We start from the raw sequence: 16,954 nt of genomic DNA, 5'->3' as shown, positions 1-16,954 counted from the left end.
CTAAAGCCCCTTTTTAGTTAGTCCTACTCTTTCCCTCTCTTTATCGATATCCTTTATTTTTACTTTTATTATCTGTCCAACAGAAAGTACCTTACTAGGATCATCAATAAATTTATCTGAAATTTCAGAAATATGAAGTAAAGCGTCATTTTTTAAGCCTATATCTATAAAAGCTCCAAACTTAATAACATTTCTTACTGTCCCCTCCAATTCCATTCCTGGCTGAAGATTTTCTATATTTAATATATCTGATTTTAAAAGAGGCTTTTGAATACTTTCTCTTGGATCACGCCTCTCCTTTATTAAAGATTCATAGATATCTTTAACTGTTTCAGTTCCGAATCCATTTTCATAAGAAAATTTATCTGGATTAAAACTTTTCAAAATGTCTTTTGAGCCTTTCAAATCATGTTCATAACTTTTTAAAGAAAGTCCTACTGATTTTAAAACTTGTTCAGCTATTTTATAAGACTCCGGATGAATTGTTGTATTATCCAATGTGTTTTCTCCATCCAATATTATCAAAAATCCAGCCATTTGCTCATATGCTTTTGCACCTAAACCTTTAATTTTTAAAAGTTCTTTTCTATTTTTAAAATTCCCATTCTCTTTTCTGTATTCTACAATATTCTTTGCGACAGTCTTTTTAATCCCTGATACATAAGAGAGTAATGCCCAAGAAGCTGTGTTAAGATTTACTCCAACACTATTTACAACAAGTTCTATTACCTCAGCTAAAGATTGATCCAATCTTTTTTGATTCACATCATGTTGATACATTCCAACACCAATCGATTTAGGATCTATTTTTACCAACTCAGCAAGTGGGTCTTGGATTCTTCTTCCAATAGAGATAGCTCCTCTTACAGTTACATCTAACTCTGGAAACTCCTCCACCGCTATTTTAGATGCTGAATAGATTGAAGCTCCTGCTTCATTACCAATAATATATTTCACATCTTTTTTTACTTTTTTTAACACATCAGCTACAAAGCTTTCCGTCTCTCTAGATGCTGTTCCATTCCCAATAACAACTATATCCACAGAATATCTTTCTATTAAATCAACCATCTTTTTTTCTGCATCCTTCAATTGATTCTCGTGATGCATAGCTTTCACTAGATAAAAAACTGTATTTTCTCTAAAAAATCCATTTTTATCTATAACTGCAACTTTACAACCTGTTCTATATCCAGGATCCAAAGCGAGTATATTTTTTTCATCTAGAGGTGGCTGCATCAATAGATTTTTTAAATTCTCTTTAAAAATCACTATAGCTTCATCCTCAGATTTTTCTGTCAAAATATTTCTAACTTCTCTTTCAATAGAAGGTAAAATCAATCGGTCTAAAGAGTCTTTAATAATTTCAGCATGTATTGCCTTAAGCTCTTTATTATTAAATTCCTTCAAAAGATATCTTTCAATATTTTCTCTATCTAACTCTTGAAAAATTAATGAGACTAATAATATCCCTTCATTTTCTCCTCTATTTAAAGCTAAAATTCTATGAGAAAGCGCTTTTGATATTGGCTCTATATATTCATAATAATCTTTATATATTAACTTCTGGTCCAACTCTTCCGCTTTTTTACTTTTTTTAGACTGAATCGAAGCTTTTTTTAGCATCTCTTCTCTTATTCTTTCTCTATACTCTGGAGTTTCTGATAAGTTTTGAGCAACTATTAATCTTGCTCCTTCTAAAGCTTTTCCAATATTTTCTACCTCTTCGGTTAAAAAATTTTCTGCCTCTTTTTCTAACTCATCTATACTCTTCAATTGATAAATTTTTTCAGCTAATGGCTCTAATCCCTGTTCCTTAGCCACATCAGCTTTTGTTTTTCTTTTCTTTTTGTATGGAAAATATAAATCTTCAACCACTTGAAGTTTTTCAGCAGCTAAAATTTGTTTTTGAAGCTCTTCAGTTAATTTATCTTGCTCCCCTATTAACCTGATAACCTCTTCTTTTCTAATCTCTAAATTTCTCAAATAATTTATCATCTCTGATATTTTTAAAATGTTTGTTTCATCTAAATTTTCAGTAACTTCTTTTCTGTATCTTGCTATAAATGGTACTGTTGAACCCTCATCTAAGAGTTTTATCGTATTTGATACTTGTTCTACTCTAACACCCATTTCTTTAGCAATTCTTTTAAAGAGCATATCCATATTCTATCTCCTTTTCGTAATCGAATTTACCTTGTATTATACCATATTTTAATAATCATTGTCTAACACAAACAGAAAAAAAGGTGCCTTTATTAGGCACCCAATTCTTTATGCAACTAGTTTTTCTTTGCAGCTTCGAACTTTGCCCAAACTCCAGATTTGTCTAATAAAGACTTTACTGTTCTTGTAGGTTGTGCTCCGTTCATAAGGAATTTCACAATTTCCTCTTCTTTAAGAGTTACTTTTCCATCTTCTAATGGAAAGTAGTTTCCTAAGTAAGCTACCGCTTTTCCATCTCTTCTTGATAAAGCTTCCATAGCTGCTATTCTGTATACAGGTCTCTTCTTGCTTCCCATTCTAGTTAATCTTAATTTTAACATTTAAAATCACTTCTCCTTTATATATCTATTTTGATTTTTTGGTTTATTTTTTATTTAAAAAGGAAATTTCATTCCACCTTTTTTACCGCCCATTCCAGGCAATTGTGGGAATTTTCCTGTTGAAAACATTTTCATCATCTCTCTCATTTGTTCAAACTGCTTTAATAGCTTATTGATGTCAGAAACTTGAGTACCACTACCTTTAGCAATTCTTAATTTTCGATTTGCCTTTAAGATTTCTGGTTTTTTTCTTTCTTCTTTAGTCATCGATTGAATTATTGCCTCAACTTTTTTCATCTCTTTTTCAGCTGGTGCTAAATCACCTATTTGACCCATACCCGGAATCATTTTCAAGATGCTTCCTAAAGATCCTAATTTTTTTATATTTTGAAGTTGTTTTAAGAAATCATCTAAATCAAATTTTTGAGTTCTTATTTTCTCTTCTAAAGACTTAGCATCGTCTTCCCCTATCGCTTCTTGAGCTTTCTCAACTAAAGAGACAACATCTCCCATACCAAGAATTCTAGAAGCTAATCTCTCCGGATGAAACAGTTCTAAATCCTCTATCTTCTCACCGGTTCCAACAAATTTTATTGGCTTTCCAACTACAGATTTTATAGAAAGAGCTGCTCCTCCTCTTGTATCACCATCAAATTTAGTCAACACAATGCCGTCTATACTTAGAGCACTATTAAATGATTGTGCTAAATTTACTGCATCTTGTCCTATCATTGCATCCACCACTAAAAGAATTTCTTGAGGTCTAACAATTTTTTTAACCTCTTTTAGCTCTTCCATCAGTTTCTCATCTATATGTAATCTTCCCGCCGTATCTATTATTAAATACGTCGCTCCGACATCTTTAGCTCTTTGAAGCCCTCTTTCACATATTCCAACTGCATCATTACTTCCTAGTTCAAAGTAAACATCTACACCTATCTGTTGTGCTAAAACTTCTAACTGCTTCATTGCTGCAGGTCTATATACATCCGCTCCTATTAGGAATAACTTTTCACCTTGTTTTTTCAAATAATTCGCCAATTTAGCTGCAAAAGTTGTTTTTCCTGCTCCTTGAAGCCCTGCTAACATTATAACAGTTGGATTTTTAACACTTTTTGTAAGCCTTGAATTAGTTCCACCTAAAAGCTCAATCAATTCATCATTTACTATTTTCACAAACTGCTGCCCTGGATTAATTCCAGTTAAAACATCTGCACCAATAGCTTTTTCTTGTATTTTAGCAACAAAATCTTTAACCACTTTATAGTTTACATCGGCCTCTAGTAAAGACATTCTAACTTCACGTAAAGCCTCTTTTATATTACTTTCGCTTAGTTTTCCATGACCTCTTACTTTTTTCATTATGTCTTGGAATCTATTCCCTAAATTTTCTAACATGGCCACCCCTACTAAAAGTTTTTTTCTATGATCTCTTCCAGCTTTTTTTTTGTAAAATTCTTTTTTAAATCTTCCAACTCTGAAAGTAGCTCCACATCTCTTTTATGAAAACCTATTTTCTCTTCATAGTCTCTTAAAATTTTTATTCCTCTTTTTATGTTATCATAGACAGCTTGCCTACTAACATTGTATCTTTTCCCAATTTCACTTAGAGAAAAGTCATCCTCGAAGTGCTCTAACAAATACTTTTTCTGTCTATCACTTAAAAGATTCTTATAATAGTCAAGTAGGATAGAGACTTCTAACATCTCATTCAATTCCATAATATCACCAATTTATTATATCTATTTCCACAAAGTTTGTCAAGCATTTTTTCTTTACAAAAGTTTAACTTTTTTTTAACTTTCATAATATGCTATAATTAAAACATACCATAATTATATGAGGTGAACTAATGAATTTAAAAGATCATATCAGAAATATAATACTAGAAATAAATCAAGAAACAAAGCTTATTTCAGAAGAAGTTATCGAAAATACACCGGAAAGAATTGAAACCTTTTATAAAGAATTTTTTTCAGGACTTTCTATAAATCCACATATTTTTTTAAAGAGAACTTTTCCAGTTCTAACCAATGACTTAGTCCTTGAAAAGGATATCTCTTTTTATTCAATGTGTGAACATCACTTTTTACCTTTTTTTGGGAAGATATCTCTTGGATATATTCCAGATGGAAAAATTGTTGGATTTGGTGATATTATTAAAGTTATCGAAGCTTTTTCAAAGCGTCCACAACTCCAAGAAAGACTCTGTAGTGAAATAGCTGACTGTATCTTTCAAGCTCTTAACTGTCAAGGTGTCTACGTTGTTGTAGAGGCTGAGCATACATGCATGACCATGAGAGGAGTTAAAGCTCTTGGTTCTAAAGTTATTACAACTGCTTCGCGAGGTGTTTTTAACACACATCCACATCTTAAAACTGAATTTATTAATCTTATAAAATAAGGAGATCTTTACTATGGATAAAATTTATATAAGTAATTTAGAATTTATTGGAAACCATGGTGTGTTTCCAGAAGAAAAATTTTTACAACAAAAATTTTCTATCTCCTTAGAGATGGAAACATGTACTAGAAAAGCTGGTTTAGGAGATGACTTAACTCATTCCACTCACTATGGATTTGTATCAGAAGATGTCGAAAAAATTTTTTTCTCTAAATCTTTTGATCTTATTGAAGCTTTAGCAGAAAGCATCGCTCAAGAAATTTTAATTAAATATCCTTTAATTAAAAAAATTAAAGTTTTAATCAAAAAACCTTGGGCTCCTATAAAAAAACATTTTGATTATGTAGCTGTCGAAGCTAACCGCTCTAGAAATAAGGCCTACCTTTCAATTGGTACAAATATTGGAAATCTATATGACAATCTAAACAGCGCCATATCTCAGATTGATGCCCTTAACTTTACAAGAGTATCTAATATAAGTTCTTTTCTTGAAACTGAACCTTTTGGCGATATAGAACAAAATAATTTTTTAAATGCTTGTCTTGAAGTTGAAACTCTTTCGACTCCACAAGAGCTTCTTGAAAACCTTCTTCAAATCGAGAAAAATATGGGGAGAATACGAGATATTAAATGGGGACCACGATTGATTGATTTAGATATTTTACTTTTTAATAGCGAAGTTATAGAGGATAATAATCTTGCTATTCCTCACCCTTGGATGTGCGAAAGATCTTTCGTATTAGACCCACTAAGTGAAATTGCACCAAATATTGTTCATCCTCTTGAAAGAAAAACAATCACAACACTGAAAAGAATTCTTGATAAAAAGGAGGGTTTATGAAATTTGGTAATTCCACTCTAATTATGGGGATTTTAAACGTCACTCCAGATTCCTTCTCCGATGGTGGTCAATTCAATTCTGTCGACAGCGCTCTGAATCAAGCAAAACTTCTCGTAGCTCAAGGTGCTGACATCCTAGATATCGGTGGGCAATCTACTCGTCCAGGACATAAAGAAATTCCATTGGAAGAAGAGTTAAGAAGAGTTATCCCTGTTATAGAAAAAATTTCTAAAGAACTGGATTGTATAATATCTATAGATACATATAGGTATGAAGTTGCCGACGCTGCCCTTCAAGCTGGAGCTCATATAATAAATGATGTGTGGGGATTACAAAAGGATAATGGGGAGATGGCTAAAGTTGCAGCTAAACACAATGCTATTGTTGTTGCAATGCACAATCAAGATACAAAGGAGTACTCCGAAGATATTATTCTTTGTATCAAACAATTTTTTAAGAAAACTTTTCAAATAGCCGAAAGAAATGGACTTGATAGAAATAAAATAATTATAGATCCCGGTATAGGATTTGGAAAAGGTTATTCTGAAAATATAGAAGTTATAAATAGATTGGATGAATTAACTCAAATAGCCCCTCTTCTTTTAGGAGTCTCAAAAAAAGGCTTCATCGGAAAAGATTTAAACCTTACTCCCGATGAAAGAGTTGAAGGAACTATAGCTGTGAATATTTTAGGTATATCTAAAGGTGTTAAAATAATTAGAGTCCATAACGTCTATGAACACAAAAGAGCTCTTGCAATTGCTGATAAAATAATATATCTCCAAAAAAATATTTAAGCACCCTTTGAGGGTGCTTATTTTTTAATAGTTATAAAAATAACTTCCGCCTGTAAACTCCTTCAATATAGATTCATCCGGCACATATCTATCTGATATCACTGTAAAATAACTTAAAATTCGTAATAGCTTACGAGCCTCTTGATAGTGTGGGCTTTCCATTTTTATTTTTATAAGTTCTCTTTCCACAGCTGGTTTTAAAACCCCTATCTCATATGCTAAACTTGTATCAAAGATAATATCCGCGTTCTCTTGATAAGGAAAGATATTTTTACTTTCACCCCTCCTAACCCTATCCCACATCTCCAAAGTTTCCTCTGCATTAAAATTTCTTGAAATACTGTCTCTAACAATTCTTCGCAATTTCCTAACCATACTTGTTTTTACTCTATTATGAGAGTCAATATTCAATTGTGTTAAACAACTGATATAAATTTTTGAAACATGACTTAGAGATATTCCTTCCAATAAAGAATCATTCAATCCATGGATTCCCTCTATTATCACAATACCATTTTCTGAAAGTTTCATAGAAACTGCTTTTTCTTTTCTAGTCCCTGTATTAAAATCATATCTTGGAATTTCAACCTCCTCTCCCAAAAGAAGATTTTTTAAATTTTGATTTAACAGTTGTGTATCTAAGGCTTTAATGCTCTCAAAATCTTTTTTCCCCTCATCATCTAGAGGAATGTCACATCTTGGAAGATAATAATCGTCCAATGAAATAACCTCTGGTTTTAATTCAGAAGCTAGTAGTTGAAGTTTTAACCTATTGCTAAATGTTGTTTTTCCTGAAGAACTTGGTCCTGCAATTGTGACAATCTTTATATCCTTGTCTTCAATTATTTTTTCAGCAATTTTAGCAATTTTTTTATTGTGTAAAGCTTCATTCACTCTTATCAGTTCTACTACGTCTCCTTCCAGATTAATTCTATTCAAACTTCCCAAGCATGAAACATTCATAATATCGTTCCATTTTGTACTTTCTTTATAAACTTTTGCTAACTTTTTATCATCAATCATTCGTGGAATCTGTATTATACCTTTAATTTCTTTTGGAGTTTTAAATATAAACCCTTCATCGTAAGAATATATTTCATACATATCTATACACGACGTATTTTCATATAATTCCTCTATAAAATATGTTCTGTATCCTTCTAATTCATATACAAAAAAGGATATTATTCCTGTTGTTTCCAAAAGCTCTTTCAAATCTTTTCTCACATTTTCCAAATGTTTTTTCGTTATCTGTTCCGAATCAAAATGAGCTTTCTTTATTGGTAATTTTTTCCGAACTAACTCATCCATTCTTTTTTTTATTTTTCCAATCTCCTCTTCAGAAACATTTCCTTTGTTAGCTACTGTGATATACACGCCATTATTCAAAGAATTTCTTAAAACTATATTGTATTCTGGATAAATATCGTTTACTGCTTTTAAAAGAATTAATTTTGCTGTCAATAAATATTTTCTACTGTCAAATTTTTCCATAAAGCACCTCCTAAAAAAACAAACTCTAAACTAGTTATTTAAACTAATTTAGAGTTATCCTTTTTATTGTTCAGATTTTTTTTCATCTTTTCCCACTAAATGACAAGCATAAAAATGGTCTGGAGATATCTCTTTTAAAATTGGTGTCGATGTCGCACATTCAGGTGTTGCTAATGGACATCTTTTTCTAAACCTACAACCTACTCCAGGATCAATTGGAGATGTAATCTCTCCCTTTAGTCTCTCTCTACTCATTTTATGTTTTAAACTTGGGACTGGGATTGCAGATAATAAAGCTTTTGTATACGGATGAACTGGATTTTTAAACAGCTCTTTTGCTGGAGCTTTTTCTACCAATTCTCCCAAATACATCACTGCTATGTCATCAGAAAAATGTTTAACCACTGACAAATCATGTGTGATAAACATATATGTCAACCCAAACTCCTCCTGTAAGTCCTTCATTAGATTTAACACTTGCGCCTGTATAGAAACATCTAAAGCAGAAACTGGTTCATCACAAACTATAAATTTTGGATTTAAAGCCAGTGCTCTTGCTATTCCTATTCTTTGTCTTCTTCCACCATCTAATTCATGTGGATATGTATTCATAAGTCTAGCACCCAATCCTACTATTTCCATCAAATTAGAAACCTTTTCCTGTAACTCCTCTTTATTTTTACATTTCTTATGTATTATTAGTGGCTCAGCTATAATTTCACTTATAGTCATTCTCGGATTTAAAGATGCGTATGGATCTTGAAATATTATTTGCATCTCCTCTCTTAACTTGACCATCTCATCTTTATTGCATTCTCTTATATTTCTTCCTTCGAAATATACTTCTCCATCTGTTGCTTCTAGTAGTCTTAAAACAACTCTTCCAGTTGTAGACTTTCCACAACCCGATTCTCCTACAACTCCTAATGTTTTTCCTCTTTCAATTGAAAAATTAACTCCGTCAACGGCATGTAAAAGTCCCTTAGGAGTATTAAAGTATTTCTTTAGGTTCTTCACTTCTAGTATTTTATCTGCCATTTCTTCCCTCCTGTAACTCTGGAACTTCTATTATTCCCTCGTATGCTAAACATTTTACTTTGTGTCCATCTATTGTTGTAACTTTTGGAGATACTGAACTACATAAATCCTGTGCATGAGGGCATCTTGGATGGAACCTACATCCCGATGGTAAATTTGTTGGATCTGGCATAAGTCCCTTAATTGGTCTTAACCTTGTAACTTCCTCATCTAAATTTGGAATTGAATCAAATAACCCATGTGTATACGGATGTTTCGGTCTTTCGAAAATATCATATAAAGTTCCTGACTCCACTATCTCTCCTGCATACATTATAGCAACCTTATCACAAACTTGAGCTACGACACCTAAATCATGAGTTATAAGCAACATCGATGTTTTTAATTTTTCTTTCAAATTATTCATCAAATCTAAAACTTGAGCTTGAATTGTAACATCTAACGCTGTTGTCGGTTCATCTGCTATAAGAAGTTTTGGATTACAAGCTAGAGCAATAGCTATAACAACTCTTTGCTTCATTCCGCCAGAAAATTGATGCGGATAATCATTCAATCTATTCCCTGGAATTCCAACTAGCTCTAACATTTCACTAGCTTTTTCAAGCGAATCTTTTTGAGATAATTTTTCATGAATTTGGATAACTTCGGCAATTTGCTCTCCCACTGTTAGAACCGGGTTTAAAGATGTCATCGGATCTTGGAAAATCATACTTATTTGTCTTCCTCTTATAGCTCTCATATCCTCTTCTGAAACTGTCAATAAATTTCTTCCTTGAAAAATGATCTCTCCAGACACTATTTTTCCAGGTGGATTTGGAACTAATCTCATTATTCCTAAAGCGGTCGTTGTCTTTCCTGCACCGGTCTCCCCTACAAGCCCCAGTGTTTCTCCTTCGCTAAGTTCTATTTCTAAATCATTTACTGCCATGACTTTCTCTTCATCAGTTGTATAATTTATTGATAAGTTTTTTATATTAAGTAATTTTTCTTTCATAGCGTCCTCTCCCCAAAGTAAATTATTGTTTTAATCTTGGATCTAATGCATCTCTAAGTCCATCCCCTAAAAGATTCAATGAAAGTATAGTTATCATTATTGAAACTCCTGGAAAAGTTGTAACCCACCAAGCATATCTTAAATACTGTCTTCCACCTGAAAGCATCGATCCCCATTCTGGAGCAGGCGGTTGGATTCCAAGACCAATAAAACTTAATCCCGCGGTTGATAAAATCGCACCAGCCACACCTAAAGTTCCCTGAACAATTACCGGCGCAAGAGAATTCGGTATTATATGTCTCAATATTATTCTAGCATCACTAGCTCCGATTGCTTTTGCTGCCTCCACAAACTCTTGGTCTCTTATTGATAAAACTGAAGCTCTTACTATTCTAGCGTATCTTGGTATTGATGAAATACTTATTGCAACCATTAAATTCACTAAATTTGGTCCCAATGCAGAGACAATCGCTATCGCTAGAAGGATACTCGGTACAGCTAAGAAAATATCCATTATCCTCATAATTATATTATCTAACTTCCCACCATAATAACCCGCTATTGCACCTAAAAACCCACCTATTACTACTGCAATTCCCACTGCTAAAACTCCAACCTTTAAAGACACTCTTGCACCATGTATAAGTCTTGCAAAAATATCTCTTCCAAATTCATCTGTTCCTAACCAGTGTTGTGCCGATGGTGGTTTTAATCTAAATTTTAGATTTTGTTTTATTACAACTTGGTCATAATTTGCTATTTGATCAGCAAACACTGCCAATAATATTATAACTACAAGTATTCCTAAACCGAAAATGGCCATCTTATTCTTTTTTAAATTTTTCCAAAGTTCTGCCATTTGGCTTCTTTTCTTTCCAATATTTTCATTTTTTACTGTAGACACGACATTCACCCCTCTATTTGTATTGCGATTTTATTCTCGGATCAACATAAGCATACAATATATCTACTGCTAGATTTACAATACTAAATGTCACTGCCAAGAAGAGTACAGACGCTAAAACTGTAGGTGTATCCTTTTGTCTGATAGCATCTACCATCATTCTTCCTACCCCAGGCCACGAATAAACCGATTCTGTTAAAACAGCTCCACCTAGAAGTCCTCCAAACTGAAGTCCAACAACTGTTATTACAGGTATCAAAGCATTTTTTAATGCATGTCTATTTATCACTACTTTTTCCGCTACCCCTTTAGCTCTTGCTGTTCTGATATAATCTTGTCTTATTACTTCTAACATTGAAGAACGAGTCATACGAGTAATTATGGCTGCAGATCCTACCCCTAAAGTTATCGATGGCAAAATTAAACTTTTTAACCCATCAAACCCTCCAGAAGGTAACCATCTTAAATTAACAGAAAATGTCAATATAAGCATTAATCCTAACCAAAAAACTGGCATTGATACCCCTAATAAAGCTCCTATCATACTCACACTATCAATAAGTGTATATTGTCTAGTCGCCGATATTATCCCCAGAGGAATTCCTATGCAAACAGCTATAATTATTCCTAAAACTGCCAATATTAACGTATTTGGAAATCTAGAAAAAATTTCTCCAAAAACTTCTCTTCCAGTTGTATATGATTGCCCAAAATCTCCTACAACTGCATTTTTCACAAACCTGAAGTATTGAACAAAAAATGAATCATTCAATCCCATCTCCATTCTTAATTGAGCTACCGCTTCTCTTGGTGCACTTTCTCCCAAAATAAGTTGTGCTGGATCTCCTGGTGTAAATGACATAATTGTAAATACTAAAAACGATACTCCTAATAAAACCGGAATCAATAATAGTATTCTTTTTATTACATATTTATACATTCTGTAGCCCCCTTTTTTATACTTCCCTTAACATTAGAGAGGAAACCTTTTTGGCTTCCTCTCTAAATTAAATTTATTTTGTCTTGTAAGTTCCATAGATTTTATGATGCCCCGCTGGGTGCATATTAAATCCTTCTACAGTCTTTTGCTTTCCGATATTTTGAGATGTATAAGCTATCGTAAATACAGGTACTTCCTCCTGAATCAACTCTTGAACCTCATAGTAATATTTTTTTCTTTCATCCGCATTTGTTGAGTTTTTAGCTTTTGATAAAAGTTCATCAACTTTAGGATTTGAATAGAATGATCTATTCCCTGCACCACCTTGGTTAGCTGAATTAAATAAAGGCTCTAAACCATAATCAGCATCTCCAGTTACAGAAACCCATCCCAAAATAAACATATCGTGTTCTCCTCTAGCTGTTCCTTCTAAATAAGCTCCCCACTCTAAAGTTTCAATTGTTACATCTATTCCAACTTGCTTTAATTGATCTTGTAAAATCACAGCTATATCTCTTCTCACTGGATTATCATTTATCCATATTTTCAATTTAACTCCATTAGGAAAACCAGCTTCTTTTAACAACTCCTTTGCTTTTTCGGGATTATATTCATAAGATTTTGCATTCGGATTATATCCAAATACTTTTGGACCTATTGGTGAACTTGCTTTTGTTGCTGATCCTTGATATGCAGCGTCAATTATATCCGGTACATTTATAGCATAAGATATGGCCTGTCTCACTTTTTTATTATCTAGCGGTGCCTTATTCACATTAAATCCTAAGTATGTCATAGATAGTGAAGGCTCTTCAACAAAATCTAAACTGTCATTTCCTTCTACCATCATCTTATCTATAGGTTCTAAATCATAAGCTATATCAATCTCTCCTGTTTCTAAACCAATAGTTCTATTAGTTCCTTCTACAACACTTCTAAATATTACTTTTTCTGTCGGAGCTTTACCCATATAGTAGTCTGAATTGGCCACCAAAGTTATTCTATCACCGGCCTGCCAGTTTACAAATTTATATGGTCCTGTTCCCACCGGATTTTGTCCATAACTTCCACCCGCTTTTTCAACGGCCTCTCTATTTAAAATTGAAGTAGCTGTATGTGCAAGATGACTTAATAACGCTCCAAAAGGCTTAGTTGTTTTTATTCTAACAGTGTTGTCATCCACAACTTCAACGCTTTCTATCGCTCCGATGATATGTGATACTGCCGGTGAATTTTTCATTCTATCCAAAGTGAATTTCACATCATCAGCTGAAAGATTCTCTCCATTATGAAACTTTACACCTTTTCTCAATTTAAATTCTGTTGTCGTTTCATCAATCTGTGTCCAACTCTCTGCAAGACCTGGTATTATATTCATATTTAAATCCTGTTTAACTAAAGAATCATAAATTTGTCCAGCTACTCTTGAAGATGGTTGATCATTTGTTCCATGTGGATCTAGAAGTTTTGCATCCGCCCCTTGAGCTATAACCAAAACATTCTTATCGGCTTTAGCCTCTAAATTCATTCCCAAAAAAGTTATTAAAGCACTCATTAATAGTAAACTTTTCTTCATTTTGCTCCCCCTATTTTTATTTTTTAGTTTTAATAATTTAATATTGTTAATAGAATATAACCTTTTATGTCGTACAAATCAAATTTATTTAATGAATGAAGTACATTTAAAAAATAAATTTTTTTTATTATTAATATAAAAAGAAAAATTATTTTTATTTTGTACTTTTTTTTCAGTATTGATTTTTAATATTACACCTGTTATAATATAATATTATTATTTTTTTTAGGAGGATCTACATGAATAAACTTATTTTTTTCTTATCTTTTTTCATTTCAACACTCTCTTTTTCTACAGAAAATGACATCCTTGGAAAATGGATTACCGAGAAAGCAAAAAATGGTAACCAGATAATTGTTGAATTCTATAAAGAAAACAACCTATATTTTGGTAAGATAAAGCAACTTACAATTCCTATATATGAGAAAGGGCATAAATTTGAAGGAAAGGAAAAGTTAGATTTTTCCAATCCTGACAACTCTTTAAAAACAAGACCACTTGTAGGAATAGATTTCGTTAGTAATTTCACTTACAATCCTGATAAAAACGTTTTCGAGAATGGATTTATCTATAATCCAGAAAATGGTAAAATTTATCACTGCTCTATCTCCTTTAAAAACATCAATACTTTATCAGTTAAGGGAAGTATTGATAAGTCTGGTTTCATTGGTTCAAAGCAAACTTGGAGAAGAGTAAAATAAAAAGAACAAAACCTCCTGGCAGGGAGGTTTTGTTCTTTTTATACGACTAAATTTAATTAAGGTGGCTCATTCAATGTAACTACTTTGATTTTTTTGTAGTTTTTTCTTTCTTTTTTTGCATATCTATATATTTTTCTGGCCCATAATAAGCTCTTAGATACATCTCTTTTAAATCACTCATCAATGGGTATCTTGGGTTTGCTCCTGTACACTGGTCATCAAAAGCATCTTCAACCATTTGATCCAATTTCAATAAAAATTCATGCTCTGTTATTCCATAATCCGCAATTGTTGGCTTTATTCCAATCTCGGTTTTTAACTCCGATATTTTTTTTCTAAGTAATTTCGCCTTCTCTTCTGGGCTTTCTTTTCCAGTTGTAAATCCTAAATAATCCGCTAATTTAGCATAACTTTCTTTAGCGTGAGGATATTTATATTGTGCAAATCCGGCCATTTTAGCTGGTCTATCTGTTGCATTAAACCTTATAACTTCATCTAAAAGTAAAGCATTAGCTGTTCCGTGTGGTATGTGGAATGCTGCTCCTAATTTATGAGCCATTGAGTGACATATTCCTAAGAAAGCGTTTGAAAAAGCCATTCCAGCCATGCAAGAAGCATTTGCCATTTTTTCTTTAGCTTTTATTGCTGTTGCTCCTCCTTTTACTGATTCAGGTAAATATTTAAAAGATAGTCTTGTAGCCTCTAAAGCTAAAGGATTTGTAAATTCAGACGCCATTATAGAAACATATGCTTCTATTGCATGAGTCACTACATCTATTCCAGATGCTGCTGTTAATCCCGCTGGCATTGATAGCATAAGTTCAGGATCTACAATAGCTACAGTTGGTGTGATTTCATAATCTGCTAACGGATATTTAACTCCTGTTGAATCATCTGTTATTACAGCAAACGGTGTCACTTCTGATCCTGTTCCTGCCGATGTTGCTACTGCCCACAATTCAGCTTTTTCTCCCATTTTAGGGAATTTTACAATTCTCTTTCTTATATCCATAAATGTCATTGCCAAATCTTTGAAATTTACAGCTGGATGTTCATACATAACCCACATAATTTTAGCAGCATCCATTGCTGATCCTCCACCAAGAGCTATAACAACATCTGGATTATAATTTCTCATAAGTTCAGCACCTTTTTCAACAACAGTCAATGTCGGATCTGCTTGTACGTCTGAAAATACTCTGAAATCTACTCCAATGCTTTCTAGCACTGTAGTAATGTGGTCTGTATATCCTAATGCTGCCAACTGTTGATCTGTTACAATAACAGCTTTCTTTTTTCCTTTCAACTCCTCTAATGCTACTGGAAGACATCCAAACTTAAAGTAAACTCTTTCTGGAATTCTAAACCAAAGCATATTTTCTCTCCTTTTAGCAACTGTTTTAATATTGATTAGATGTTTTACTCCTACATTTTCAGAAACAGCATTTCCTCCCCATGATCCACAACCCAATGTCAGCGATGGCGCCAATTTAAAGTTAAATACATCCCCAATTGCTCCTTGAGCAGCTGGCATATTAATCAATGTTCTACCTGTTTTCATTGTTTTTCCAAATAAATCTATTTTATCTTTTGCAAGCAATTCATCAGCATAAAGTACAGATGTGTGTCCCATTCCACCAAGTTCTATCAATCTATCCGCTTTTTTTAAAGCTTCTTCAAAACTGTGAGCTTTATACATTGCAAGAACTGGAGACAATTTTTCATGCGAGAATGCTTCATCTAACTCTACTGATTCCACTTCCCCTATAAGAACTTTTGTATTCTCCGGAACAACTACACCTGCCATTTGAGCTATTTTAAATGCTGATTGTCCCACAATATCTCCGTTTAAGTTTCCATCAACAACTATTATTTTTCTAACTTTATCAACTTCATCACCTTTTAAAATATAAGCATTTCTATCTGAAAACTCTTTTTTTACAATTTCATAGATTGAAGTTGGAACTATTACAGATTGTTCTGATGCACAAATAACACCATTATCGAATGTCTTAGATAATAAAATAGAGTTTACTGCCATTTTTATATGTGCTGTTTCATCTATTATTACCGGTGTATTTCCTGCTCCCACTCCTATCGCTGGTGTCCCAGACGAGTATGCAGCTTTCACCATTCCTGGACCACCTGTTGCAAGTATCAAATCAGCCATTTTCATAAGGTCATTTGATGCTTGAACTGAGGGTTCTTCAATCCAACCTATAATATCTTTGGGAGCTCCTGCTCTTACAGCTGCCTCTAAAACTATTTTAGCAGCTTCTATTGTAGATTTTTTAGCTCTTGGATGTGGTGAGAAAATAATCGCATTTCTAGTTTTTAATGCCAATAAAGCTTTAAAAATAGCTGTTGATGTTGGATTTGTCGTTGGAACAATTCCAGCAATAACCCCAATCGGCTCTGCTATTTTTTCTATTCCATACGAGTTATCCCTCTCTATCGTTCCACAAGTTTTTGTATCTTTATAAGAATTATATATATATTCTGAAGCAAAGTGATTTTTTATAACTTTATCTTCTACTATTCCCATTTTAGTTTCTTCTACTGCCATTTTAGCCAATTTTATTCTAGCATTATTTGCAGCTAAAGACGCTTCTCTAAAAATTTCATCCACTTTCTTTTGATCAAACTTTGCATACTCTTTTTGTGCCAATCTTACTTTCTCTATAGTTTTAATAATTGTCATAATCATCACTCCTACTAA

The 16,954-nt window shown here is 32.9% G+C and carries 15 protein-coding genes; 4 read left to right on the top strand and 11 right to left on the bottom strand.

The window, feature by feature from the left end:
- The 4 genes from Q0V67_RS03530 to ylxM all read right to left on the bottom strand — a co-directional run bounded on the left by Q0V67_RS03530 (window position 1) and on the right by ylxM (window position 4,267).
- Complete coding sequence (locus Q0V67_RS03530) at window positions 1-2,166, bottom strand: Tex family protein (RefSeq protein WP_297597115.1); 2,166 nt, start codon at window positions 2,164-2,166, stop codon at window positions 1-3.
- A 116-nt stretch (window positions 2,167-2,282) separates the two neighbouring features.
- Window positions 2,283-2,546 (bottom strand): 30S ribosomal protein S16, encoded by a 264-nt coding sequence (rpsP, locus tag Q0V67_RS03525; RefSeq protein WP_297597113.1) that lies wholly within the window; start codon window positions 2,544-2,546, stop codon window positions 2,283-2,285.
- A 54-nt stretch (window positions 2,547-2,600) separates the two neighbouring features.
- The gene (gene ffh / locus Q0V67_RS03520) at window positions 2,601-3,944 is read right to left on the bottom strand and encodes a signal recognition particle protein (RefSeq protein ID WP_297597111.1); all 1,344 of its coding nucleotides are present in this window, start codon (window positions 3,942-3,944) and stop codon (window positions 2,601-2,603) included.
- Between the two features lie 11 nt (window positions 3,945-3,955).
- Window positions 3,956-4,267 carry a YlxM family DNA-binding protein gene (gene ylxM, locus Q0V67_RS03515; protein ID WP_297597109.1) on the bottom strand — a complete coding sequence of 104 codons (312 nt, stop codon included), beginning with the start codon at window positions 4,265-4,267 and terminating at the stop codon, window positions 3,956-3,958.
- 131 nt (window positions 4,268-4,398) lie between these two features.
- Between ylxM and folE the strand changes: the two genes are divergently transcribed.
- From folE to folP, 3 genes are read left to right on the top strand one after another with little or no spacing between them, the layout of a single operon-like run.
- On the top strand, window positions 4,399-4,950 hold the full coding sequence (folE, locus tag Q0V67_RS03510) for a GTP cyclohydrolase I FolE (RefSeq protein ID WP_297597107.1): 552 nt from the start codon (window positions 4,399-4,401) through the stop codon (window positions 4,948-4,950).
- 13 nt (window positions 4,951-4,963) lie between these two features.
- Complete coding sequence (folK, locus tag Q0V67_RS03505) at window positions 4,964-5,791, top strand: 2-amino-4-hydroxy-6-hydroxymethyldihydropteridine diphosphokinase (RefSeq protein ID WP_297597105.1); 828 nt, start codon at window positions 4,964-4,966, stop codon at window positions 5,789-5,791.
- Window positions 5,788-6,588 carry a dihydropteroate synthase gene (gene folP, locus Q0V67_RS03500; protein ID WP_297597103.1) on the top strand — a complete coding sequence of 267 codons (801 nt, stop codon included), beginning with the start codon at window positions 5,788-5,790 and terminating at the stop codon, window positions 6,586-6,588. Before folK ends, folP begins: the two co-directional genes overlap by 4 nt.
- A 24-nt stretch (window positions 6,589-6,612) precedes the next feature.
- Here the strand turns inward: folP and Q0V67_RS03495 are convergent, their stop codons facing one another.
- The 6 genes from Q0V67_RS03495 to Q0V67_RS03470 form a co-directional block, all read right to left on the bottom strand.
- Window positions 6,613-8,082, bottom strand: coding sequence for a nucleoside kinase (locus Q0V67_RS03495; protein WP_297597101.1), 1,470 nt, complete (start codon window positions 8,080-8,082; stop codon window positions 6,613-6,615).
- A 63-nt stretch (window positions 8,083-8,145) separates the two neighbouring features.
- Window positions 8,146-9,120 (bottom strand): oligopeptide/dipeptide ABC transporter ATP-binding protein, encoded by a 975-nt coding sequence (locus tag Q0V67_RS03490; RefSeq protein WP_297597099.1) that lies wholly within the window; start codon window positions 9,118-9,120, stop codon window positions 8,146-8,148.
- Entirely contained in the window at window positions 9,110-10,114 is a 1,005-nt protein-coding gene (locus Q0V67_RS03485; protein WP_297597097.1) for an ABC transporter ATP-binding protein, read from the bottom strand. The genes Q0V67_RS03490 and Q0V67_RS03485 overlap by 11 nt, the downstream gene beginning before the upstream one ends.
- Before the next feature lie 22 nt (window positions 10,115-10,136).
- Window positions 10,137-10,973 (bottom strand): nickel transporter permease, encoded by an 837-nt coding sequence (nikC, locus tag Q0V67_RS03480; RefSeq protein WP_297597147.1) that lies wholly within the window; start codon window positions 10,971-10,973, stop codon window positions 10,137-10,139.
- 58 nt (window positions 10,974-11,031) lie between these two features.
- Window positions 11,032-11,958, bottom strand: coding sequence for a nickel ABC transporter permease (gene nikB / locus Q0V67_RS03475; protein ID WP_297597095.1), 927 nt, complete (start codon window positions 11,956-11,958; stop codon window positions 11,032-11,034).
- Between the two features lie 73 nt (window positions 11,959-12,031).
- Window positions 12,032-13,534 (bottom strand): glutathione ABC transporter substrate-binding protein, encoded by a 1,503-nt coding sequence (locus Q0V67_RS03470; protein ID WP_297597093.1) that lies wholly within the window; start codon window positions 13,532-13,534, stop codon window positions 12,032-12,034.
- Window positions 13,535-13,773: 239 nt separating this feature from the next.
- On the opposite strand from Q0V67_RS03470, the gene Q0V67_RS03465 reads away from it, so the two are divergent.
- Window positions 13,774-14,235, top strand: coding sequence for a DUF2147 domain-containing protein (locus Q0V67_RS03465; protein ID WP_297597092.1), 462 nt, complete (start codon window positions 13,774-13,776; stop codon window positions 14,233-14,235).
- Between the two features lie 79 nt (window positions 14,236-14,314).
- On the opposite strand, the gene adhE is transcribed toward Q0V67_RS03465, so the two are convergent.
- On the bottom strand, window positions 14,315-16,936 hold the full coding sequence (gene adhE / locus Q0V67_RS03460) for a bifunctional acetaldehyde-CoA/alcohol dehydrogenase (RefSeq protein ID WP_297597090.1): 2,622 nt from the start codon (window positions 16,934-16,936) through the stop codon (window positions 14,315-14,317).
- Between the last annotated feature and the right edge of the window lie 18 nt (window positions 16,937-16,954).

Origin of the sequence: uncultured Cetobacterium sp. (assembly GCF_947072685.1) — a bacterium.
Taxonomy (GTDB): domain Bacteria; phylum Fusobacteriota; class Fusobacteriia; order Fusobacteriales; family Fusobacteriaceae; genus Cetobacterium_A.
This window is presented reverse-complemented; position numbering and strand designations above follow the sequence as displayed.

Coding starts and splice junctions, on each gene's coding strand:
- Q0V67_RS03530 (WP_297597115.1), bottom strand. CDS start 2,166: ATGGATATGCTCTTTAAAAGAATTGCTAAAGAAATGGGTGTTAGAGTA.
- rpsP (WP_297597113.1), bottom strand. CDS start 2,546: ATGTTAAAATTAAGATTAACTAGAATGGGAAGCAAGAAGAGACCTGTA.
- ffh (WP_297597111.1), bottom strand. CDS start 3,944: ATGTTAGAAAATTTAGGGAATAGATTCCAAGACATAATGAAAAAAGTA.
- ylxM (WP_297597109.1), bottom strand. CDS start 4,267: ATGGAATTGAATGAGATGTTAGAAGTCTCTATCCTACTTGACTATTAT.
- folE (WP_297597107.1), top strand. CDS start 4,399: ATGAATTTAAAAGATCATATCAGAAATATAATACTAGAAATAAATCAA.
- folK (WP_297597105.1), top strand. CDS start 4,964: ATGGATAAAATTTATATAAGTAATTTAGAATTTATTGGAAACCATGGT.
- folP (WP_297597103.1), top strand. CDS start 5,788: ATGAAATTTGGTAATTCCACTCTAATTATGGGGATTTTAAACGTCACT.
- Q0V67_RS03495 (WP_297597101.1), bottom strand. CDS start 8,082: ATGGAAAAATTTGACAGTAGAAAATATTTATTGACAGCAAAATTAATT.
- Q0V67_RS03490 (WP_297597099.1), bottom strand. CDS start 9,120: ATGGCAGATAAAATACTAGAAGTGAAGAACCTAAAGAAATACTTTAAT.
- Q0V67_RS03485 (WP_297597097.1), bottom strand. CDS start 10,114: ATGAAAGAAAAATTACTTAATATAAAAAACTTATCAATAAATTATACA.
- nikC (WP_297597147.1), bottom strand. CDS start 10,973: ATGGCAGAACTTTGGAAAAATTTAAAAAAGAATAAGATGGCCATTTTC.
- nikB (WP_297597095.1), bottom strand. CDS start 11,958: ATGTATAAATATGTAATAAAAAGAATACTATTATTGATTCCGGTTTTA.
- Q0V67_RS03470 (WP_297597093.1), bottom strand. CDS start 13,534: ATGAAGAAAAGTTTACTATTAATGAGTGCTTTAATAACTTTTTTGGGA.
- Q0V67_RS03465 (WP_297597092.1), top strand. CDS start 13,774: ATGAATAAACTTATTTTTTTCTTATCTTTTTTCATTTCAACACTCTCT.
- adhE (WP_297597090.1), bottom strand. CDS start 16,936: ATGACAATTATTAAAACTATAGAGAAAGTAAGATTGGCACAAAAAGAG.